18 protein-coding genes are annotated in these 22,197 nt (G+C 74.7%); 8 read left to right on the top strand and 10 right to left on the bottom strand.

Features of this window, described 5'->3' with window-relative positions; translation table 11 throughout:
- Positions 1 to 55 precede the first annotated feature (55 nt).
- Positions 56 to 2,515, top strand: coding sequence for an AMP-binding protein (locus LN037_RS01455; protein ID WP_230749119.1), 2,460 nt, complete (start codon positions 56 to 58; stop codon positions 2,513 to 2,515).
- Here the strand turns inward: LN037_RS01455 and LN037_RS01460 are convergent.
- The 3 genes from LN037_RS01460 to LN037_RS01470 are packed head-to-tail and all read right to left on the bottom strand — an operon-like array spanning position 2,445 to position 6,039.
- The gene (locus tag LN037_RS01460) at positions 2,445 to 3,515 is read right to left on the bottom strand and encodes an ABC transporter ATP-binding protein (RefSeq protein ID WP_230749121.1); all 1,071 of its coding nucleotides are present in this window, start codon (positions 3,513 to 3,515) and stop codon (positions 2,445 to 2,447) included. The genes LN037_RS01455 and LN037_RS01460 overlap by 71 nt on opposite strands.
- Positions 3,512 to 5,002, bottom strand: coding sequence for an ABC transporter permease (locus LN037_RS01465; protein WP_230749123.1), 1,491 nt, complete (start codon positions 5,000 to 5,002; stop codon positions 3,512 to 3,514). The genes LN037_RS01460 and LN037_RS01465 overlap by 4 nt, the downstream gene beginning before the upstream one ends.
- A gap of 26 nt (positions 5,003 to 5,028) precedes the next feature.
- Positions 5,029 to 6,039: an iron ABC transporter substrate-binding protein gene (locus LN037_RS01470; RefSeq protein WP_230749125.1), complete on the bottom strand. Its 1,011-nt coding sequence runs from the start codon at positions 6,037 to 6,039 to the stop codon at positions 5,029 to 5,031.
- 746 nt (positions 6,040 to 6,785) lie between these two features.
- On the opposite strand from LN037_RS01470, the gene LN037_RS01475 reads away from it, so the two are divergent.
- The 3 genes from LN037_RS01475 (at position 6,786) to LN037_RS01485 (ending at position 9,224) form a co-directional block, all read left to right on the top strand.
- Complete coding sequence (locus tag LN037_RS01475; RefSeq protein ID WP_230749127.1) at positions 6,786 to 8,102, top strand: LLM class flavin-dependent oxidoreductase; 1,317 nt, start codon at positions 6,786 to 6,788, stop codon at positions 8,100 to 8,102.
- A gap of 136 nt (positions 8,103 to 8,238) precedes the next feature.
- Positions 8,239 to 8,412 (top strand): hypothetical protein, encoded by a 174-nt coding sequence (locus LN037_RS01480; protein ID WP_230749129.1) that lies wholly within the window; start codon positions 8,239 to 8,241, stop codon positions 8,410 to 8,412.
- Complete coding sequence (locus LN037_RS01485) at positions 8,403 to 9,224, top strand: alpha/beta fold hydrolase (RefSeq protein ID WP_230749131.1); 822 nt, start codon at positions 8,403 to 8,405, stop codon at positions 9,222 to 9,224. Before LN037_RS01480 ends, LN037_RS01485 begins: the two co-directional genes overlap by 10 nt.
- Positions 9,225 to 9,231: 7 nt before the next feature.
- Here LN037_RS01485 and LN037_RS01490 read toward each other — a convergent pair whose 3' ends face one another.
- From LN037_RS01490 to LN037_RS01500, 3 genes are read right to left on the bottom strand one after another with little or no spacing between them, the layout of a single operon-like run.
- Entirely contained in the window at positions 9,232 to 10,017 is a 786-nt protein-coding gene (locus LN037_RS01490; protein WP_230749133.1) for a FadR/GntR family transcriptional regulator, read from the bottom strand.
- A 51-nt stretch (positions 10,018 to 10,068) separates the two neighbouring features.
- A complete protein-coding gene (locus LN037_RS01495; protein WP_230749136.1) occupies positions 10,069 to 10,848 on the bottom strand; it encodes an SDR family NAD(P)-dependent oxidoreductase in 780 nt (259 codons plus the stop codon).
- Between the two features lie 17 nt (positions 10,849 to 10,865).
- Entirely contained in the window at positions 10,866 to 12,305 is a 1,440-nt protein-coding gene (locus tag LN037_RS01500) for an aldehyde dehydrogenase family protein (protein WP_255692880.1), read from the bottom strand.
- A 268-nt stretch (positions 12,306 to 12,573) separates the two neighbouring features.
- Between LN037_RS01500 and LN037_RS01505 the strand changes: the two genes are divergently transcribed.
- From LN037_RS01505 to LN037_RS01520, 4 genes are all read left to right on the top strand, one after another.
- Positions 12,574 to 13,296, top strand: coding sequence for a GntR family transcriptional regulator (locus tag LN037_RS01505; protein ID WP_230749141.1), 723 nt, complete (start codon positions 12,574 to 12,576; stop codon positions 13,294 to 13,296).
- Entirely contained in the window at positions 13,239 to 15,353 is a 2,115-nt protein-coding gene (locus LN037_RS01510; RefSeq protein WP_230749143.1) for a hydantoinase/oxoprolinase family protein, read from the top strand. Before LN037_RS01505 ends, LN037_RS01510 begins: the two co-directional genes overlap by 58 nt.
- A gap of 17 nt (positions 15,354 to 15,370) precedes the next feature.
- Positions 15,371 to 17,563 (top strand): hydantoinase B/oxoprolinase family protein, encoded by a 2,193-nt coding sequence (locus LN037_RS01515; protein ID WP_230749145.1) that lies wholly within the window; start codon positions 15,371 to 15,373, stop codon positions 17,561 to 17,563.
- Between the two features lie 63 nt (positions 17,564 to 17,626).
- Entirely contained in the window at positions 17,627 to 18,763 is a 1,137-nt protein-coding gene (locus LN037_RS01520; RefSeq protein ID WP_230749146.1) for a 3-isopropylmalate dehydrogenase, read from the top strand.
- Positions 18,764 to 18,766: 3 nt separating this feature from the next.
- Here LN037_RS01520 and LN037_RS01525 read toward each other — a convergent pair whose 3' ends face one another.
- The 4 genes from LN037_RS01525 to LN037_RS01540 all read right to left on the bottom strand — a co-directional run bounded on the left by LN037_RS01525 (position 18,767) and on the right by LN037_RS01540 (position 22,164).
- Positions 18,767 to 19,189, bottom strand: a complete 423-nt coding sequence (locus LN037_RS01525; protein ID WP_230749148.1) for a hypothetical protein — start codon at positions 19,187 to 19,189, stop codon at positions 18,767 to 18,769.
- Between the two features lie 15 nt (positions 19,190 to 19,204).
- Positions 19,205 to 19,771 (bottom strand): LLM class flavin-dependent oxidoreductase, encoded by a 567-nt coding sequence (locus tag LN037_RS01530; RefSeq protein ID WP_230749149.1) that lies wholly within the window; start codon positions 19,769 to 19,771, stop codon positions 19,205 to 19,207.
- Between the two features lie 94 nt (positions 19,772 to 19,865).
- Positions 19,866 to 20,495, bottom strand: a complete 630-nt coding sequence (locus LN037_RS01535) for an acyltransferase (protein ID WP_230749151.1) — start codon at positions 20,493 to 20,495, stop codon at positions 19,866 to 19,868.
- 31 nt (positions 20,496 to 20,526) lie between these two features.
- Positions 20,527 to 22,164, bottom strand: coding sequence for a flavin-containing monooxygenase (locus tag LN037_RS01540; protein ID WP_230749153.1), 1,638 nt, complete (start codon positions 22,162 to 22,164; stop codon positions 20,527 to 20,529).
- Positions 22,165 to 22,197: the final 33 nt, after the last annotated feature.

Genomic DNA, 22,197 nt, shown 5'->3' on the forward strand with positions numbered 1-22,197 from the left:
CGAGCGAAGTTAGGGCAGCCTGTCCTTTTCGTCCGGGATCCGCCACGATGCGTGTGTGATCAGCCTGGCCCGCGAGCTCGCGCGACACGACGGGCGGATCGCCCTCGTCTCCGACGACGAGTCGGTCACCTACCGTGAGCTCGCGGCCCGTGCGGACACCGTCGCGCGGGCGCTCGGGCCGCGCCGTCGGCTGGTCCTCGCGGTGATGTCGATCGACGTGGCGTCGGTGGTCGGCTACCTCGGGGCCCTGCGGGGCGGGCACGCGGTGCTGCTCGCGCCGCCCGACCCGGCGCGCGTCGCGGCGCTGCGGGCCGCCTGGGACCCGGACGCCGTGGTGGTGGCCGGCACCGTCACCGAGACCCGGCCGGGGTCCGCGCACGAGCTGCACCCCGGCCTCGCCCTGCTGCTCGCGACGTCGGGCTCCACCGGCTCCCCGCGTCTGGTGCGGCTCGGCGCGGCGGGCGTCGACGCGAACGTCGCCGCCGTCGCCGACCGGTTCGACGTGCGGCCCGACGACCGCGCCGTGGCGATGCTGCCGCTGCACTACTGCTACGGCCTGTCCGTCCTGCACACGACGCTGGACCGCGGTGCGGCCCTGCTGCTGCGCCCCGACGCGGTCACCGAGCCGTCGTTCTGGGCCGGGGTCCACGCGGGTCGGGCCACGAGCCTGCACGGGGTGCCGCACACCTTCGGGCTGCTCGACGGCGCTCCCGCGCTGTCCTCGCTCACCGACCTGCGCTACGTCACGCAGGCCGGCGGCCGCCTCGCCCCCGAGGACGTCACCCGCTGGACCGAGCTCGGGCGGCGCCGCGGCTGGCGCTTCCACGTCATGTACGGCCAGACCGAGGCCACGGCCCGCATGACGATCTCCGATCCCGACCTCGCCGCCGTGCGGCCGGACTCGGTCGGACGCCCGCTGGCCGGCGGGCGCTTCACCGTCGCCGGGAACGGCGAGCTCGTCTACCACGGCCCGAACGTCATGTTCGGCTACGCCGACTCGCCCGCCGACCTCGCCCGGGGCCGCGAGGTCGAGGCCCTGCGCACCGGTGACCTCGGGCGGGTTCACGACGACGGGTCGGTCGAGGTCACGGGTCGGCTGCGGCGCGTGGTGAAACCGGGCGGGGTCCGGGTCGACCTGGACGCGCTCGAGCGGCTGCTGCACGACGGCGGGGTACGTGCGGCCTGCGCGGGCGACGACGGCACGCTCGTCGTCGCGGTCGTCGGCGACGCCACGACGGTCGACGCGGCGCGGACCCTGCTCACCGGGCTGCCGGCCCGCCCCCTCGTGGTCCCCGTCGCGGAGCTGCCGCGGCTGACGAACGGCAAGGTCGACCACGTCGCCGTCCGCGCCCTCGGGCGGGCCGGCGGCGTGCGCGGGCGCCCGCGCACGGTGCGTGAGGTGTTCGCCAGGGCCCTGCCCGGCACGCCGCTGCGCGACGACGCGAGCTTCGTCGACCTCGGCGGCACCTCGCTGACCTACGTGCGGGCCGCCGCCGATCTGGAGCGGGTCCTCGGTCGGCTGCCGGAGGGCTGGGACCGAATCCCGCTCGGCGAGCTCGGCGTCGCGACGCCGGCCGTCCCGCCCCGGGGCCGCGCCGGCCGCCGGGAGATCGAGACCGTGGTGGCCCTGCGCGCGGCCGCGATCGTGGCGGTCGTCGGCACCCACGCCGAGGTGTGGGAGGTGCTCGGCGGCGCGCACCTGCTGCTGGTGCTGGCCGGGTTCACCGTGGCCCGCTTCGCGCTGGCCGCCCCCGATCCGACGCGCCGGCTCCTGCGCGGTGCCGCCGCCCTCGCGGTCCCGTCCGCCGCCTGGATCGCGCTGCGGTCGGTGACCGAGCCCGACGCGGCGCCCGTGGACGCCCTGCTCCTCGGCTCGGTCGTGACGCCGCTGATCCCGGCCTACTGGTTCATCGCGGCGCTCCTGCAGATCGTGGTGCTCCTCGCCCTGCTCCACGCCGTGCCGGCCGTACGCCGGCTCGACCGCCGGTACCCGTTCGGCCTCCCGGTCGCCGTCCTGGCGGGCGCGCTGGTCGGGCGGTTCTGGCCGGTGGACACCGCTTTGGAGGGCATCTTCGACACCCACCGGGTGGCCTGGCTGGTGGTGCTCGGCTGGGTCGTCTTCCGGGCGACCACGCCGGCCCGGCGGGGTGCGGTCGGCCTCGCGGCGCTCGTCCTCGCCGGGACCTTCTTCCCGGTGGAGCCGTGGCGTGCGGCGCTGGTCGCGGTCGGGGTGCTGATCCTGCTGTTCGTCCGCCGGGTCGCCCTCCCGGCGGCGATCGCGTCGGTGGCCTCGACCCTGGCGGCGGCCTCCCTCGCGATCTACCTGACCCACTTCGCCGTGCTCGGCCTCGCGGACCGCGGGGTGCCCGGTCCGGTGCTCGTCGTCCTCGCCCTGGCCGTCGGGGTGGCGGCGTGGTGGGTCGGGGCCGCCGGGGTCGCGGCCGTCAGCCGCCGGCGGGGACGGGCTCGGCCCGCGACGGCTCCGGTGCCGGCAGCCAACGCACCGGCGCGGTGACCGCCACCCCGACGACCGCGCCCGGGTCGGGCGCCGGGCCGCCGGTGGTCAGCCGTACCGACCCGCCGTCGGGCAGGCCGAGCACCACGGTGCTGGTGGCCCCGGCGAACAGCACCTCGCGCACCGGCAGCCGGACGGCCGCGGGGTCGTCGACGAGCACGAGCTCCTCGGGACGGACGACGACGTGGCCGCCGCCCTCGCCGGGCCCGCGGACGGCGAGCCGCCCGAGATCGGTGTCGGCGTGGTCGCCACGTCGTAGGGCGGCCAGCAGGACCCCCTCGCCGACCAGGAGCGCCACGTCGGCGTCGGGCGGGTCGCGGTAGACCGTGCGCGGGTCGTCGTCGGCCACCACCCGACCCGTCCGCAGGACGACGAGGCGGTCGGCGAGGCCGAGCGCCTCCGACCGGTCGTGGGTCACGAGGACGGCCGCCGCCCCCGCGGCGCGCAGCACACGCCGGACCTCCTCCCGCAGCTCCTGGCGCAGGCTGGCGTCGAGGGCCGAGAACGGCTCGTCGAGCAGCACCAGGCGGGGCTGCGGGGCGAGGGCCCGCGCGAGCGCGACCCGCTGCTGCTGACCGCCGGAGAGCTCACGCGGCCGGCGGGCGGCGAGCTCGGCGAGCCCCACGAGGTCGAGCATCGCGGCGACCCGCTCGCGGCGCGCCGCGCGGTCGAGGGAGCGGAGCCCGAACCCGACGTTGCCGGCCACGGTGAGGTGCTCGAACAGCGCACCGTCCTGGGGCACGAGGCCGATGCGCCGCTGCTCGGGCGGCACGGTCGTGACACCGGACCCGGCGACCGGGCGCCCGCCCAGCCGGACCGACCCGTCGTCGGGACCGTGGAAGCCCGCGACGACGCGCAGGAGGGTCGTCTTCCCGCAGCCGGAGGGGCCGAGGACGGCCGTGAGCGAGCCGGGGGCGACGGTGAGGTCGACGTCGTGCAGGACGACGGCGCCCGGGTGGGAGGCGCGCAGCCCGCGGACCTCGAGGGCGGGGTCGGTCATGTCTGCCTCCTCCGGTCGACTCCCCGCAGCAGCACGACGACGGGGAGGGCGGCCACGAGCACGAGCACGGCGGCGTAGGGGGCGGCCGCGGCGTAGCGGCTGACCGAGGACAGCGACCACAGCCGCACGGCGAGCGTCTCGGTGCCGGTGGGACGCAGGAGCAGCGTCGCCGGGAGCTCCTTCGCGACGGTCAGGAACACCAGCGTCGCGCCCGCGGCGATCCCGGGCGCCGCCCGCGGCGCGGTGACCTGGGCGAGGGCTGCGAGCGGGCCGCGCCCGAGTGACCGCGCGACCTCCTCGAAGCGCGGCGGGGTGGCCTCCACCGCGGAGCGCACCGCGCCGACCGCGAGCGGGAGGAAGAGGACGGCGTAGGCGAGCACGAGCAGCGTGGTGGTCTGGTAGAGCGGGCGCAGCCAGGCGACGCCGAGCGCGACGACCGCGAGCCCGACCGAGAGGCCGGGCAGCGCGTGGCCGAGGTAGGAGAGCTCCTCGAGCCCGCGGGTGGTGCGGCCGGGCCAGCGGGCGCCGAGCACCCCGACCCCGACGGCGAGCACGGTGGTCACCACGGCCGCGGCGAACGCCACCCCGGCGGTCGCGACCGCGGCGGCCGCCAGGTCGGCGACGTCGAGCGACGACGCCCCGAGCGCCGACCACCGCACCAGGCTCACCACCGGCACCCCGAGGGCGACGAGCAGGACCGCGACCAGACCCGCCGTCGCGAACGGACCCGCGACACCCAGCGCGACGCGGGGGGCGGGGCGGCCGGCGGCCGAGGAGACCGGCGCCTCGGCACGGCCGCGCGCGCGGGCCTCCCCCCGCGCGACGGCGACCGCGAGGAGCACGAGCAGCAGGCCGAGCACGTAGGCCGGGGTCCGGTCGAAGGTGCCGCGGTAGCTGGTGAAGATGCCGAGGGTGAGGGTGTCGAACCGCAGCAGCGACACGGCGCCGAAGTCGGAGAGGACGTACAGCGCCACGAGCAGCCCGCCCGCGGTCGCGGCGGGGCGGACGCGCGGCCAGGTGACGGTCCACGCCACCCGGAGCGGGCCGTGACCCAGCGAGCGGGCGACCTCCTCGGTCGTCCCGTCGGCGGCGGTCAGCGCGGCGAGGACGGGCAGCAGCACGTAGGGGTAGCTGACCGCCGTGAGCACGGCGAAGGCGGCCGGGAAGCCGGCCAGCCACGGCGCCTCGGCCGCCCACGTGAACCCGGCGACGTACGAGGGCACCGCCAGCGGCAGGGGCAGCAGCACCGCGAGGACCCGGCGTCCGGGGAGATCGGTCCGGGCGACGAGCCACGCGGCGACGGTGCCGAGGGCGACGCAGGCGGCGGTCACCGCCGCCGTGAGGGCGGCCGACCGCACGAGCAGGTCGAGGGTGCGCGGGGCGGTGAGCGTGGCGACGACCGCGGGCCCGCCCGCGCCGACCACGCGGGTCACGAGGTGGACCAGGGGGACGGCCGCCACGACGGCGGCGGCCGCACCCCAGACCACCAGGGGCCACGGCGGACGTCGAGCGCTCAGAGCAGCCCCGTCTCCTGCAGCATCCGCTGGGTGACGTCCACGGAGTCGAGGTCGGCGAGGCGCACCGGCGGCGGGGAGAGCGTCTCGATCGGCGGCAGCGGCGGCACCGCCCGGGAGCGGGCCACACCGGCGACCGTCGGGTACTCGTTCGTCTCGTCGACCAGGTACTGCTGCGCGTCGCGGGAGAGCAGGAACTGCACGGCGCGGTTCGCGAGCTCGGGCTGGTCGGTGGCCCGCAGCACGCCGGCACCCGCGACGTTCACCAGGCCGAGCGGGTCGTTCGGCACGTAGTGGTTGGCCACCCGGTAGGTCGCCGGGTCGATGTCGTGGGTCTTCTCGTAGAGGTAGTAGTGGTTGACCAGGCCGAGGGTGACGGTGCCCTGGTTGATCGCGTCGACGATCGCGCCGTTGCCGTCGAAGCGCTGCGGCTGCTGGCCCGCGAAGGCGGTCAGCCACTGCCGCGCCCCGTCCTCGCCGCGCAGCAGACGCAGGCCGGTGACGAACGAGAGCCACGACGCGTTCGACGGGGCGTAGCCGATCTGGCCGCGCCAGCGCGGGTCGAGCAGGGCGTCGACGTTCGGCGGGAGCTGGTCGGCGGGCGTGCGGTCGGGGTTGTAGGCGACGACGCGGGAGCGGCCCGAGGTGGCGACCCACGTGTTGTCGGCCGCCCGGTACTGCGGCAGGGCATTCGCGGTGGTCTCCGCCGGCAGCGGCGCCAGCAGGCCCGCCTTCGACAGCGCGCCCAGCGCGCCGGCGTCCTGGCCGAAGAACACGTCGGCGGGGGTGTCCGCGCCCTCCTCGAGGAGCTGGGCGCTCATCTCGCCGGTGCTGCCGTAGCGCACCTCGACGTTGGCGCCGATCGCGGTCTGCATCCGCTCCAGCAGGCCGCCCACGAGCTCCTGGTTGCGGCCGCTGTAGATCGTCAGGGTGGGCGCACCCTCGATGCGCGGCGCGGTCTGCTCCGCCCCGCTCCCGCAGCCCGCGAGCACCGTCAGTGACAGTGCCACCGCGAGGATCGTCCGGATCGTCACCAGCACCCCTTTCGTCCGTGAGGGGAGCCTAAGCTATCCCACGATCGGCGCCGTCGAGTGCGCGCTCTGTGTCACTGGTTCCTGGGTGCAAGCAATGCGTCATTGCTTGCACCCGGTGACAGCAACGCCACATCGTCACGACCGCCGCGACACCGCCACCCCGACCAGGCACAGCGCGCTCCCGACGAGTCCGACCACCCCGCCGGAGCACCTTGTCGCGGTCTGCCGACCGGACCGCGCCACCTTGTCGTGGTGATCACGACGACAAGGTGACCGGCCACGGTGAGGAGCCCGCGACAAGGTGAGCCAGCACCGGCCGGTCGGTGCTCGAGACAGCGCGTGATGCTCAGGCCAGATCGACGCATGGCTGCGTCACGATCCGCTTTCCGCACCGCACGCCGGCCTGCCGGGAGGGCAGGTGCCGGTTCGACCGCCCCGCAGCCCGAGGACCGGACATCTCGAGACCGTCGCCACAGGGCTCGCGCCGCCTGTTGACCCGATGTCGAGGAGCCGGTGAGGATCGGGCGAGCCCACCGGCGAGAGGATCACGATGCGCGTGCTGGTCAGCCGCCGTTTCGTCGACCTCATGCGCACGTGCAGCTGCGCCTGTCGACCCTTCTGATCGATCCGGTCCGCCGCCCGGGTCCGTGCCCGTGGCGTGCGTCCTCCCGCGCCCCGCGACGTCCGTCGCCGCGCCCCGCCGATCCGAAGGACTCCTCCTCGTGCCGCGTCAGCTCCACCTCGGTGGCTTCCAGATCGCCTCGCACGTCCCGCACTCGCACGCCGCGTGGCGCCACCCCGCCTCCGACCTCGACGTGTTCGGCCCCGACTACTGGCACCGCGTCGGCCGCACCCTCGAGCGCGGCCTGTTCGACTTCGTGTTCTTCGCCGACCTGCTCGCCGTGCCCACCAACTTCGGCGGCGACGAGGCCGAGGCGCTCCGGCGTGGGACGCAGGCCAGCGCGACGATCGACCCGTCGCTCGTCGTCGCGAGCATCGCCGCGGTCACGCGGAACCTCGGCGTCGCCGTCACGAAGAGCACCACCTACTTCCACCCCTTCGAGGTCGCCCGCGTCTTCGCGAGCCTCGACCACCTCAGCCGGGGCCGGGCGGGCTGGAACATCGTCACCTCGCTCTCCAGCGCCGAGGCCCGCAACTTCGGGCTGGACAAGGCCCTCGACCACGACCTGCGCTATGACCGCGCCCAGGAGTTCGTCGAGGCCGCCGTCGCCCTCTGGGAGAGCTGGGAGCCCGACGCGCTCGTCGGCGACAAGTCCTCGGGGTTCTTCGCCGACCCCGACAAGGTCCACCGGGTCGACCACGACGGGGCCTTCTACCGGACGCGCGGGCCCCTGCCGACCCCACGCTCGCCGCAGGGACGGCCGGTGCTGTTCCAGGCCGGCTCGTCGCCCAAGGGCAAGGCGTTCGCCGCTCGCTGGGCCGACGCGATCTTCGAGATCGACCCCACGCCGGAGGGTCGTCGGGCGTACTACGACGACGTCAAGAGCCTCGCCTCGAACGCGGGGCGCAACCCCGACCACGTGAACGTCCTGCCGTCGTTCATCCCCTTCGTCGGGGAGACCAACTCGATCGCGCGGGAGAAGCAGGCGTTCCACAACGAGCTCGCCGACCCCGTGTCCGGGCTGATCACGCTCTCCGTGCACACCGACCACGACTTCTCGGCCTACGACCTCGACGCGCCGGTCGAGCAGGTCGAGGTGCCCGGGTCGCAGGGGCTGTTCGACGTGGCCCGCCGGCTCTCCGAGCGGGACAGCCTCACCCTGCGCGACATCGGGCGGCTCTACGCGCAGGGCATCCTGCTCCCCCAGTTCGTCGGCACGGCCGCCGAGGTCGCCGACCAGATCGAGGCGTCGTTCACCGGCGGCGAGGCGGACGGGTTCATCCTCTCCGCCGCCCAGCTCCCGGGGACGTTCGACGACTTCGTCGACCAGGTGGTCCCCGAGCTGCAGCGTCGCAAGCTGTTCCGCGAGGAGTACGCGGGCACGACGTTGCGCTCGCACCTGGGGCTCGACGACTGAGCACCTGTCGCGGGCTGCCGACGCGGCTGCGCCACCTTGTCGTTGTGAACGACCGCGACAGGGTGGCCGACGGCGGCGAGGAGCCCGCGACAAGCTGGCCGGCGGCGGCGAGGAGCCCGCGACGAGGTGGCCGACGGTGCTGCTGCTGCTCGGGACGCGGGGTCTCCCGCCGGAGCTCTGCACCGTCCGGGTGGTGCGGCCGACCCCCGTGCGGACCATCATGGCCGTCGTCCGCGACACGGCCACGCACAGGCCGCCGGTCCGCGCCGCGGTCGAGAGCCTGGAGGGGGTGGCGGCGGCGTGCGGGTGACGACGGAGGACGGGGTCGGCCTGGCGGTCTACGACACGGGCGGCGACGCACCGCCCGTGCTGTTCCTGCACGAGTTCGGCGGGGACCACCGCTCGTGGGCGCCGCAGTTCGGCCACCTCACCGGCCGCTACCGCTGCATCACCTACGACGCCCGGGGCTACCCGCACTCCGACGTCCCGACCGATCCGGCCGCCTACTCGCAGGACCGGGCGGTCGCGGACGCGGTCGCGGTGCTCGACGCGCTGGGGATCGAGCGGGCGCTCGTCGTCGGGAACTCCATGGGCGGGTTCGCGACGTTGCACCTGGGCCTGACGCGTCCCGACCGGTGCACCGGTCTCGTCGTCGCCGGCTGCGGCTACGGGGCGGCGCCGGACCGCGCGGAGGCGTTCCGCGCCGACGCGCTCGCCCTCGCCGAGGCCTACGAGTCGCAGGGCAGCGCCGCCGTCGCCGCCGAGTACGGCAACCGCCCGGCCCGGCTGTCGCTGCGCGAGCGCGACGAGCACGCCCACGACGAGCACCTGCGCATCCTCGCCGAGCACGACCCGGTGGGCGCGGCCCTGACGATGCGCGGGGTGCAGGCGTCCCGGCCGTCCCTCTACGACCTCACCGAGCGGCTGGTCGCGATGACGGTGCCGACGCTGCTCGTGGTCGGCGACCGCGACGACGAGGCCATCGACGCCACCCTCATGCTGCGGCGCACGCTCCCCGTCGCCGACCTGGCGGTCCTCCCCCGCGCCGGCCACCTGACGAACCTGGAGTACCCGGAGATCTTCACGCGGCTCGTGGAGCTGCACGCGACGAGCGTCCGCTGAGGGCCGCTCAGCCGTCCGTGCGTCCACCGCACTCGCGGACGAGGGCGGCCATGATCTCGCGGTCCTCGTCCCCGACGTGGTCGGCGTAGTACTGGTACAGGCTCTCCCGGGCCAGGCGCGAGGCCGCGAGACCGTCGCCGGCCTCGACCGCGTCGAACACCGCCGCGTGGTGGCGGATCGAGCGCAGCTTGTGCGCCTCCTGGTCGTCGGCGTCGAGGATCGTCTGCTGGATGAGGTCGAGGACCGCCTCCCGCACGGCCTCGCCGTAGAGCCGGACGAGTTCGTGTCCCGCCGCGTCCGCGAGGATCTCGTGGAACTCGAGGTCGGCGTGGCTGAACCGGGCATAGCTCTCGTGCAGCAGGCCCCGCATCCGGGCCATGTTCCGCTCGAGCGCGACGAGGTGCGCCGGTGTCCGCCGACGGGCCGCGATGAGGTTGGTCGACGCGTCGATGACCATCCGCAGCTGGACCAGCTCCGGCAGCGTGATCGTCCGGCTCGCCGTCATGAGCCCGAGGGAGCGGCGCAGGGGCGCGGCCGTGACCGGCAGGACCAGGGGCCCGCGGGGGTCGCGCGGGGCCGACCGGACCAGCTCGAGGCTCTCCAGGACGCGCAGCGCCTCCCGGACCGAGGACCGGGCGATCCCGTACCGGTCGACCAGCTCCCGCTCGCTGGGCAGCCGGTCGCCGGGGCGCAGGTCGCCGGAGGCGATCCGGGCCTCGACGTCGTCGACCACCCGTCGGTACGCTCGGTGCTCGCCGGCCGCGGTCCCCGCGCCGCCCCCGGTGTCGGTCATCGGCGCGTCCTCACGGACGTCCACGGTAGCCGCGCCGACGACGGTGCCCGCTCACGTGGGCGGGGTGAACCGGCCGTCGACCGCGGTCCACCCGCCGTCGACGCTGAGCGTGGAGCCGGTGACGAAGCTGGCCGCGTCCGAGGCGAGGTAGACCACCGCGCCGGCCAGCTCCGGGGGGAAGGCCCACCGGCCCAGGGCGCCCTTGGTGGCGTAGGCGCGGTACCAGTCCTCGTCGGCGCGGATCTGCGCCGTCAGCGGCGTCTCCACGACGCCGGGGGCGACGGCGTTCACGCGGACCCCGGCCTCCCCGAACTCCACCGCCGCCGCGCGCACGAGGGACTCCAGCCCCGCCTTCGTCGCGGCGTAGACGCTCTGGCCCGGCTCGACGGTGCGGGCACGGATCGAGGAGAACGCGATGATGCTGCCTGAGCCGCGGGCGACCATCCGGGCCCCGACCGCACGCAGCACGACGAAGGTCCCGCGCAGGTTGAGCCCGACCACCCGGTCGAACTCGTCGAGGTCGTAGTCGAGGATCCGCTTGCGGACGTTGATCGCCGCGGTGAGCACCGCGACGTCGAGGTCCCCGATCTCGTCGAGGTGACGCTCGAGGTCGGCGGGGTCGGTGATGTCGAGCGCGACGGCGCGGGCCCGGCCCCCGTCGCCGGAGATCGCGGCGGCGGTGGCCTCGGCGGTGGCGAGGTCGCGGTCGGCGCAGACCACCTCGGCCCCGTGCGCGGCCAGGGCGAGCCCGGCCTCGCGTCCGATCCCCCCGGCGCCGAGGAGCAGCGCCCGCCGGTCCCGCAGGTCGAACAGCTGTCGGTAGTCGGTCACGTCGGTCTCTCCCGGGGTCACTGGGGCCGGATGACGGCCATGCGGGTCACGGTCAGTTCCTCGATCGCGAAGCGGGGCCCCTCCCGCCCGATGCCGGAGTCCTTCACCCCGCCGTAGGGCATGACGTCCGACCGGAACCCGGGGACCTCGTTGACGATCACGCCGCCGACCTCGAGCTCGTCGATGGCCCGGAAGGCGGTCGCCAGGGAGCGGGTGAACACGCTGGCGTGCAGCCCGTAGCGGGACCGGTTGGCCGTCGCGAGGGCCGCGTCGAGGTCGGGCACGGAGTTCACGGCCACCACGGGCGCGAAGATCTCCTCGCACCAGGCCTGCTGGTCCTCGGGGACGTCGAGCAGGATCGTCGGTTCGATCGAGCGGCCGGCCGCGCGCCCGCCGTGCACGATCGTCGCCCCGGCGCGCTCGGCCTGCTCGATCCAGTCGAGGACGCGGCGGGTCGCCGACTCGTCGATCAGCGGCGCGATACGCGTGCCCGGGTCACGCGGGTCGCCCGTGGTGAGCTCGCCGATGCGGGCGGTCAGCCGGCCGAGGAGGTCCTCGCGCACCGGCTCGCAGACGATCACCCGCTGCACGGCGATGCAGGCCTGGCCGTTGAAGTAGAAGCCGCCGCGCAGGACCGCGTCGACGGCGCGGTCGAGGTCGGCGTCGGTGTCGACGACGAGCGCGGCGTTGCTGCCGAGCTCGAGCAGGGTCTTGCGCGGCGCCGCGTCGCGGGCGATCCGATGCCCCACCGCGGCCGACCCGGTGAACGACACCGCCGCCACCTCGGGGGCGGTGACCAGCGTCCGCCCGACCTCGGCGTCGCCGGTGACGACCTGCACCATCGCGGCCGGGGCGCCGTGCTCCACCGCGACGCGCCGGACGATGTCGGCGAGCCAGAGCGTGGTGAGCGGTGTGGCCGGCGCGGGCTTGCAGACCACGGGGCAGCCGGCGGCGATCGCCGGGGCGATCTTGTGCGAGGCGAGCAGCACCGGGCCGTTGAACCCGGCGATCCCGATCACCAGCCCGATCGGCCGGCGCGTCCAGTACCCGACCATCCCCTCGCCGGAGGGCTGGAGGTCCAGCGGCACGGTCTCGCCGTGCAGGTGCGCGACCTCCTCCGCCGTCGCGGTCCAGGTGAACACGGTGCGGGAGAACTCGACGGTGCAGTCCGCGCGGGTCTTGCCGGTCTCCGCGATCAGCAGCTCGACGAACTGCTCCGCGTGCGCGGCGAGCTCGCGCTCCACCCCGAGGAGGATCGCGCGGCGCGTGGCCGAACTCAGGGCGGCGACCTCCCGGCGGACCGCGGCACCGGCCGCGAGCGCCTCGCCGGCCAGCTCGACGGTGCCCACGGGCGCCTGCGCGACGGTCGACCCGTCGAACGGGAAGACCACGGGAGCGTGGGCGACGTCGGTCCGCCATCCGGGACCGATCGGGAGCCCCGCGGGGATGTCGGGCAGCACGAACGCGGGTCGCGAAGTCACGAACCCCTCCTGACGACGACGTCGTTGCTGGTCTGACCAGCAGGCGGTCCAGCGAGCATGCAGCGCGCACTCGCCGCCGTCAAGAGACGTCGTCGGCACCGCGCACCGGGCTTCCCGAGGCCACGACGAGCCCTCTCATCAGCGGGAACAGGTGGACTCCTTGACTATCGTCCGCGTCACAGTCCACTCTCTGGCCGCTGTATCCAGAGCTACCGGACGACGCCGACGACGGCAGGAGGTCACCGTGGACCGACGGGTGTCCGCCGCCACCGGCCTCGTCGACGAGCTCGCCGCGGTGCTCCGCGAACGCATCTACGCCGGCCGCTACCCGCCCGGGGCGCGGCTGCCGCAGGAGAGCCTCGCCGCCGAGCTGGGGGTGAGCCGCACCCCGCTGCGCGAGGCCCTCCGGGTGCTCGAGCAGGACGGCCTGCTCCGGGTCGAACCGGGTCAGGGCGCCCGGGTGGTGACCGGCGACGTCGACACGCTGCTGGCCGCCTACGAGGTGCGTGCGGTGCTCGACGGGCTCGCCGCCCGGCTGGCCGCACGCTCCCGGCCCGCCCCGGCCCGGTGCCGGGACCTGCGGCGCGTCATCACCACCCAGCGCGCCGCGCTGGACCCGTGGTCACCACGGGCCTACACCCGGGCCAACGTGGACTTCCACGAACAGATCCTGCACCTGAGCGGCAACGAGTTCCTCGTCGCGCAGGCGCCCGTGCTGCGCATGACCGCGCAGGTCTTCGCCCCCGTCGCCCTCGTCGAACCGGCCACCGCCACCCGCACGATCGGCGAGCACGAGGCCATCGCCGGGGCGATCGAGGACGCCGACGAGGACGCCGCCGAGCGCCTGGCCCGCGCCCACATCCAGACCACGATCGACGAGCTCCGCGGAGTCCACGAAGGAGTGACCCCATGCCCACCTACTACGTCGCCTCGGACATCGGCGGGACGTTCACCGACACGGTCGTGATCGACCAGGACGGCCACGTCGGGCGCTACAAGTCCTCGACCGTCCCCGACAACCCGGCCGAGGGCGTGCTGGACACGCTCGTCGACGCGGCCGCCGAGCGCGGCGTCGAGCTGGGCGACCTGCTCGGCCGGGTGGAGGTGTTCGCGCACGGCACGACCATCGCGACCAACGCGATGCTCGAGGGCCGCGCCCGCCGCGTCGGGCTGCTCCAGACCCGGGGGTTCGGCGACACCCTCACGATCATGCGCGGGTTCAAGAGCATCGGGCTCGACGAGGAGGACATCAAGCGTTTCCGGACGCTCGTCAAGCAGCCGACCGTGGTCCCGCGGGCGATGACCGAGGAGATCACCGAACGCATCGACTACGCCGGGCGCGTGGTCTGCCCGCTCGACGAGGACGACGTCCGCCGCGCGGTCCGCGCGCTGCGCGACGGGGGCGCCGAGGTCATCGCCGTCGCCCTGCTCTGGTCGTTCGCGAACGACGCCCACGAGCGTCGCGTCGCCGAGATCGTCGCCGAGGAGGCCCCCGAGCTCGGCGTCACGCTCTCCAGCGAGTTCCTGCCCCGCATCGGCGAGTACGAGCGCACGCTCACCACCGCGGTGAACGCGAGCCTGCGCCCCGTGCTCAAGGGGTCCCTGGACAGCTTCGAGCACACCCTGACGAAGGCCGGTCTGCGCAGCGGCCCGCTGCTGATGCAGTCCAACGGTGGGCTCGCCACCTTCGACGAGGTCGAGAAGCGGGCCGCCGCGACGGTGATGTCCGGGCCGGTCGGCGGCGTGATCGCCTCCCAGTTCCTCGGCACCCGTTCCGGGCACCGCAACGTCGTCACCACCGACATGGGCGGCACCAGCTTCGACGTCGGGCTCGTCCTCGACGGCCTGCCGGTCATGTCGAACACGACCCTGATCGGCCGCGACCAGCTCGCCCTGCCCTCGGTGGCGGTCCGCGCGATCGGCGCCGGGGCCGGGTCGATCGCCTCGGTGCGCAACGGGGTGCTGCAGGTGGGCCCGGAGAGCGCCGGCGCCCGCCCGGGACCGGCCTGCTACGGCCGTGGCGGCGACCGCCCGACCGTGGCCGACGCCGACCTCGTCCTGGGCTACCTCAACCCGGACAACTTCCTCGGCGGCCGGCTCACGCTCGACGTCGGGAAGGCCCGCGACGCGATCGCGACCCACGTGGCCGAGCCGGCCGGGCTCACCGTCGAGCAGGCCGCCGAGGGCATCAAGACGATCGTCGACTCCCGCATGGCCGACCTCGTCCGCCAGGTCACGGTGGAGCAGGGCTACGACCCGACCGACTTCGCCGTCTTCGCCTACGGCGGGGCGGGCCCGCTCCACGCGTTCTCCTACGGCGCCGAGCTGGGCTGCCCGCAGATCATCGTGCCCATCACCGCCTCGGTGCACTCCGCGTTCGGGATCGGCTGCTCGGACCTGACGATGGTCGAGGAGATCTCCCAGCCGATGCAGACGCCGCCCGGCACCACGGACCACGCCGCGGCCCTCCCGCCGGACACCCTGACCGCCACGTTCGAGACGCTCGCCCGCCGGGCCACCCGCGACCTCGTCGCGGCCGGCGCCGACGAGGACACCGTCACCGTCGTCCGGTCGGTCGAGATCCGGTTCCGCGCCCAGATCCACGTCCTGACGGTGACGCTGGAGGCCGGGCGGCGCGCCCTGACCGCCGACGACGTGAACGGGATGGTGGAGCGGTTCGTCGAGCAGTACGAGGGCCGCTTCGGCAAGGGCGCCGCGTTCCTCGAGGGCGGCGTGGAGATCACGACGTTCCGGGTCGTCGCCACCAGCCCGGTCCCCCGCGCCGAGTTCTCCTCGGTGGCCGGACCGACCACCGGGTCGGGCGGCGCCGCCGGCACCCGCCGGGTCTTCCACGGCGGCGGCTGGCAGGACGCCGCGGTGTGGCGCGGGGAGCAGCTGCACGACGGCATGACCATCGACGGCCTCGCGATCGTCGAGCTCGCCGACACGACGGTGGTGATCGGCCCCGACCAGGACGCCGTCGTGGACGGCACCGGCGACCTCGTCATCCAGACCCGCGCCTGAGCACCCGGAGGATCCCCGTGAGCACACCCGTGAGCACCCCCACCGGCGGCGTCGACCCCGTCACCTACGAGGTCATCCGCCACAAACTCTGGTCGATCAACTCCGAGGGCGCCACCACCGTCGAGCACGTCTCGGGCTCGCCGGTCGTGCACGCCACGGACTACAACTTCGGCATCTACACCGCCGCGGGCGAGATGGCGATCATCGGCGTCTACCTGCTGACGCCGCTCTACACCGGGGCGATGGGCGTGCAGGAGTTCCTGGCGCGCTACTCCGACATCGAGCCCGGCGACGTCTTCATCATCAACGACCCGTACCTCGCCGCCATGCACCAGAACGACGTGCAGTTCTGCAGCCCGGTGTTCCGCGACGGCGAGATCGTGGCGTGGCTGGGCTGCATGGCCCACCAGGTCGACCTCGGCGGCATGGACCCCGGCAGCTGGTGCACCACCGCGACCGACGTCTTCCAGGAGGGCATCCGCATCCCGCCGGGGCGCATCGTGCGCCAGGGGGTGGTGAACCAGGAGCTGTGGGACACGATCGTCCTGAACTCCCGCATGCACGACACCGTCGCCAACGACTTCCGCGCCTTCCTGGCCGGTCTGCGGGTCGCCGAGCAGCGCTTCGGCGAGCTGTGCGACCGCTACGGCACCGATGCCGTCCGCGCGACGATGGAGAAGACGCTCGACAACTCCGAGGCCGACCTGCGCGCCATGCTGCGCGAGCTGCCCGACGGCACCTACGAGCACACCTCCTACCTGGACCGGCCGGACGGCTCGGGCCGCGCGGGCGACGCCGGGGTCGAGCTGCTGCAGGTGCCCTGCGTGATGACCAAGGCCGACGACCGGCTCGTCTTCGACTTCTCCGGGTCGAGCCCGCAGAGCCCGGCCTACGGCATGACGACGCGCGGCGGGCTGCTCGGCGCGGTGGCCACGCTGATGCTGTGCACCTTCGGCGGGGAGATCCCCTGGAACCACGGCATCATGCGGCCGGTCGAGGTGATCGCCCCGGACGGCCTGTGCGTCACCGCCGTCGAACCGATGCCGGTCTCCGGCGGCACCGCGGGCGCGAACTGGACCGCCACCTGCTCCGCGGGCGGGGCGATCGCGAAGATGCTGAGCTTCTCCGAGCGCTACGAGGGCTTCGCCTTCGGCCCCAGCGACGGCTCCTGGCAGCTCTCCCAGTTCGGCGGCGTCGACCAGCACGGCGAGCCCTTCGCCTCGATGTACATGGACTCCCTGCTCTGGGGCGGCCCGGCGTTCTCGTTCCGCGACGGCGTCGACTCCGGCGGAGCGATGGTGATCCTCGGCGGCGGCGCCACCGACGTCGAGCAGCAGGAGATGCGCCACCCGCTGCTCTACCTGTGGCGCCGGCAGGTGCCCGACTCCGGCGGCGCGGGCACCCACCGCGGCGGGAACGGGGTGCAGTTCGCGCTCACCCCGATCGACACCGAGGAGGTCACCGGCGTGCTGGGCACGCACGGGGTCGCCCTCCCCAACCGCACCGGCCTGTTCGGCGGGCTGCCCGGGTCCTGCGCGCGGTTCGAACGCGTCATCGGCAGCGGCGTCCTCGACCGGCTCGCCTCCGGGCGGCCGGTGAGCGACCTCGCCGAGCTCGACGGCGACCACGGGGTCCTGCCCGGGGTCGCACCCGCCGCCCGGATCGCCCACGGCGACGTCTTCGAGTGCAGCGTCCAGAACGGCGGCGGCTACGGCGACCCGCTCCTGCGCGACCCCGCACGGGTCGCCGCCGACGTGGCCGCCACGGCGGTCAGCCCCGAGGCCGCGCTCCGGCTCTACGGGGTCGTCCTCACCGGGGACGGCGACGTCGACGCCGCGGCCACCGAGGCCCGCCGCGACGCCGTCCGCGCGGACCGCCGCGACCGGATGACCGCCCCGTCGGCCGGCGCCGTCCCGTCGGTCTCCGGCGAGCCCGACGGCCGGTGGGGCACCGCGCTGCTGATCTGGACCGCCCGGGGCGCGTCGGTCGCCGGGTGCGCGCACTGCCGTACCCCGCTGGGCGACCTGTCCGGCGGCTGGGAGTCCCTCGCCGGCCGGATCACGCTCGGCCCCGAGGACCTCGGAGGACGCGTCGACGTCCACGCGTCCCTCGACGCCGTCGCCCACGTCTGCCCGCACTGCCTCACCGCGCTGTGGGTCGACACCGAGCCGGGCACCGGCAAGGACTGGCGCGACTTCGCCCTGGCCTGAGCGCCCGGTGCCGGGCCCCGGTCACCCCGGGGCCCGGCACCGACGTCTCCCGAGAGGAACCGCATGCGCACGCACGACCTCGCCGTCATCGGCGGCGACGGCATCGGGCCCGACGTGACCGCGGAGGCGCTGCGCGGCGTGCACGCCGCGGCCGGCCGCTTCGGGTTCGGCGTCACCACCACCGACCACGACCTCGGCGCCGAGCGCTGGCTGCGCGACGGGGTCGCCCTCGACGACGCGGCGGTGCAGCGGCTGCGCCACCACGACGCGATCCTGCTCGGGGCCGTCGGCGACCCGCGGGTGCCGCCCGGGGTGCTGGAGCGGGGGCTGGTCGTCGCGCTGCGCGTCGCCCTGCGCCACGCGGTGAACGTCCGGCCGGTGCGGCTCTACCCCGGCGTCACCAGTCCGATCCGGGACCTGACCCCGGAGCGCTGCGACCTGGTGATCATCCGGGAGAACACCGAGGGGCTCTACGCCGGCGGGGGCGCGACCGTGCACCGCGGCACCGACGACGCCACCGCGATCCAGAACTCGGTGACCACCACGTCGGCGACCCGGGCCTGCGTCGACTACGCGTTCCGGCTCGCCGCGGCGCGGCGCGGCCGGCTGACGCTGTGCCACAAGACGAACATCCTGGTCGAGGCCGGGGCGCTGTGGAGCGACGTCGTCGAGTGGCTCGGGGCCGGGCACCCCGACGTCGTCCGGGACTACGTGCACGCCGACGCGATGTGCCAGCACCTGCCGCTGACCCCGGAGCGCTTCGACGTCGTCGTCACCGACAACCTCTTCGGCGACATCATCAGCGACCTGGGTGCGACGGTGCAGGGCGGGCTCGGGCTCGCCGCGAGCGGCAACATCGATCCCACCGGCGAGCACCCGGCGATGTACGAGCCGGTGCACGGCTCCGCCCCCGACATCGCCGGCACCGGGCGCGCCAACCCCGCGGCCGCCGTGCTCTCCGCCGCGATGTGCCTCGCGGGCCTCGGCGAGCACGAGGCCGCCCTCGCCCTCGAGGCCGCGACCGCCGGCGTGCTCGCCGAGCTGCCGGCCCTCGCGGGGCCGGCCATGGGCGACACCACGGAGGGCGTCGGCGCGCGCATCGCCGAGCGGGTCCGCACGGTCGACCCGGCCGCGCTCGGCGACCCGACCACGTCGCTCATGACCGCCCTGGCCCGTGCCGGGGGTCGCGGGTCGGGGTGACGTCTAGACCGACGCCGCCACGCCGGCCGCCGCCACGTGGAACCGTTCGAGCTCGGAGCGGGTGTCCGGGCCGCACGGCTGGTAGACGATCTCGGTGACGCCCCGGGCTCCGAGGGCCTCGAGGTGGCGCCGGACCTCGTCGGGGGTCCCGGTCAGCGTCGCGTCGCGCACCATCACGTGGCCGCCCGCGTCCCACGCGGCGCGGTCCTCCTCGTTGAGCTCCACGCAGTGCCCGGCGTGCACCGCGAGATGCCGTTCGTCGGCCGGCGTCCGCTCCACGACGTCCATCCACGCGTCGCCGCCCGGGAGCTCGCGGACCGCCTCGGCGCCCGCGAACTCGTAGGCGCCGTGGTAGGCCAACGCCCAGCCCGGCCCGGCGGCCACCCGCGCGTGCTCGGAGTCCTGGGGCTCGTCGTCGTCGAGCACCGTGCCCCAGGCCGGCTAGGGCACCCAGGAGTACTCGGTCATGAAGTCGGGCTGCGCCAGCGTGACGAAGAGGCCGTCGCCGAGCTCGTTCGCCACCTTGTTGCCCTTCGGGCCGAGGGCGCCGACGAGGACCGGCACGTCGACCGGGCGGGCCGGGGCGTGCCCGTCGGGGTGCAGCATCCGCATGCGGGCGCCCTCCCACTCGATCACCTCGCCGCGCAGCAGCGCGCGGTAGGCCCGGATGTAGGCGTCCATGAACGACCAGGTGATCGCGCGGTGCCCCATGGCGCGTCGGCCGGTGAAGCCCGTGCCGAACGCGACGGCGACCCGGCCCGGTGCGAGCGCTGCGAGGGTCGCGGTCCCGGCGGCGTTGACCATCGGGTGGCGCAGGCTGGGCACGAGCACGCCGGGCCCGAGGCCGATCCGCTCGGTGCGCTCGGCCGCGAGCGCGAGGGTCATCCACACGTCGGGGCTCTGCTGGGGCGTGTCGTTGACCCAGGCGCGCGCGTAGCCGAGCTCCTCGGCCACGGCGATGTCGTCGGGCGTGCTCAGGGCGGTCGGGAAGGCACAGGACACCTGCACGGGAACCTCCTCGTCGCGGGTCACGCGCCGACGACGGGCGGGGCGACGGCGCCGTCGCCCGAGCGTCCCACGGCGAGGGCCCGCGGACGAGGAGTCAGGTCCAGACGACGTTGCGGCGGACCACCTTCGCCGGGCACCCGGCGAGGACCGTGCCGGGCTCGGTGAACACGCCCGCGACCACCGCGCCCGAAGCGACGGAGGTGTCGTCGGGGATGACCGAGCCCTTGAGCACGGTCGCGCGCGAGCCGATCCAGACGTGGTTCCCGATGCTGATCGGGGCGCCGGTGGCGCGGACGTCACCGTCGACGATCACCTCGTGGAAGTCCTCGTCGAGCAGCTGGACGTCCCACGAGATCGCGCAGTCGGTGCCCACGGTGATGCCGTTCATGGCGACGATGCGGGTGTTCGGCGAGAAGTAGGTCCGCGCCCCGATCACCAACCGGGCGCCCTCCCCCACCGTCCACGCCGCGCCCACCCCGACCTGCACGTTGCCGCTCAGCTCGAGGTCGCCGTCGAGCCGGAGCAGGCCACCCTGGTCGCCCCGCGCGAAACCGAAGGGGTGGGTGCCGAGGCGGAGCCGGGCGTCCGGGGTGGCGAGGTGGATGCGGTCACGGTGGCAGACCCGGAACCGTCGGGACGCCGTGATCCGGCCCGGACGGCCGAGCGCGAGCGTGCGCCACGGCGACACCCGGAACTCGCCGACGACCTTCTCCGCCCAGCTCATGACTCGACCGTCGGTCGAGACTCGAGCAGTGTTACACAGCGTGACGATTCGCGAGGTTCGTCCGGTTCTCCGCCAGCCCGAAGCCGGGATAGCCGGCCGCCGCCTCGTCGTCGCAGGTGGCGCGGTAGCGGGCGTAGCCGCCCGCGTACGGGAGGAAGACGCGCGCCTTCCCCGGCACGTTCGCGCCGAGGTACCAGGAGCTGGCGGCCTGCGGCAGCAGCGTCGCGTCCGCGGCGCGCGCCACCTCGGACGCCCACGCCGCCTCGGCCTCCGGGGTCGGCTCGGCCGTCTCCCCCGTGTCGCGCAGGCGCTCCAGCAGGTCGGCGATCCAGTCGACGTGCTGCTCGATGGCGGTCGGCATGTTGGTCAGCACCGACGGGCTGCCGGGCCCGGTGATCGTGAAGAGGTCGGGGAAGCCGGCGACCCCCAGCCCGAGGTGCGTGCGCGGGCCCTCCCGCCACGCCTCGCGCAGCGACACCCCGTCCCGCCCCCGGAGGTCGAAGGACAGCAGCGGGCCGGTCAGGGCGTCGAACCCGGTGGCGAACACGATGACGTCGAGCTCGTGCTCCACGCCCGAGGCCAGGCGGAAGCCGCGTCCGGTCACGCGCTCGATCGGATCGGCCCGCACGTCGACGAGCGAGACGTTCGGGCGGTTGTAGGTCTCGAAGTAGTGCGTGTCGATCGGCGGCCGCTTGGTGGCGAACGGGTGGTCCCGCGGCGTCAGGAGTTCCGCCGTGGCCGGGTCGTGCACCGTCTCCCGGATCTTGTCCCGGATGAACTCGCTGGTGTCGGCGTTCACCTCCGGGTCGGTCAGCACGTCCTTCACCGCGGCGCGGAACCGCAGCCCGCCCCGCTCCCAGGCCTGCTCGTAGAGCGCGCGCCGCCGGTCGGCGGGGAGATCGAGCACGTCGACGTCGGACAGGACGAACGGGTGGCCGTTGGTCGACCCCTGCTGCACGCGCCGGATCGCCGGGTAGTCGGCCTTCGTGGCGGCCATCTCCTCCTCGGACAACGGCGCGTTGCGGGCCGGGATGGAGTAGTTCGCGGTCCGCTGGAACACCGTGAGATGCCCGGCGTCCGCGGCCAGGACCGGGATCGCCTGGATGCCGGTGGACCCGGTGCCCACGACCCCGACCCGCCGGCCGCGCACGTCCACCCCGTCGTGCGGCCAATGCCCGGTGTGGTGCCACTCCCCCGCGAAGTCCTCGAGCCCCGGGATGTCGGGCACGTTCGCCGTCGACAGGCAGCCGACCGCCGTGACGAGCCAGCGGCATCGTCGGGACGACCCGTCCGCGGCGGTCACGGTCCATCCCTCGCCGTCCCGCTCCGCGCGCTCCACCCGGACCCCGAAGGCGATGTCGCGGCGCAGGTCGTAGCGGTCGGCGACGTGCTCGAGGTAGCCGCGGATCTCCTCCTGCCCGGGGTAGCGCTCCGACCAGCGCCACTCCTGCTCGAGCTCGGGGTCGAACGAGTAGCAGTAGTAATAGCTCTCCGAGTCGCAGCGGGCGCCCGGGTAGCGGTTCCAGTACCAGGTCCCGCCGACGCCGTCCGCCTGCTCGAGCACCTGGACCGAGAAGCCGCGCGAGCGCAGCCGGTGCAGCGCGTAGAGGCCGGAGAACCCGGCGCCGATCACGATCACATCGGTGTGCCCGCCATCACCGTCGCTCATGTCCTCGAGGGTGCCCCAGGATCGCGTCCCCGG

It is taken from the genome of Actinomycetospora soli (assembly GCF_021026295.1).
GTDB classification, from domain to species: domain Bacteria; phylum Actinomycetota; class Actinomycetes; order Mycobacteriales; family Pseudonocardiaceae; genus Actinomycetospora; species Actinomycetospora soli.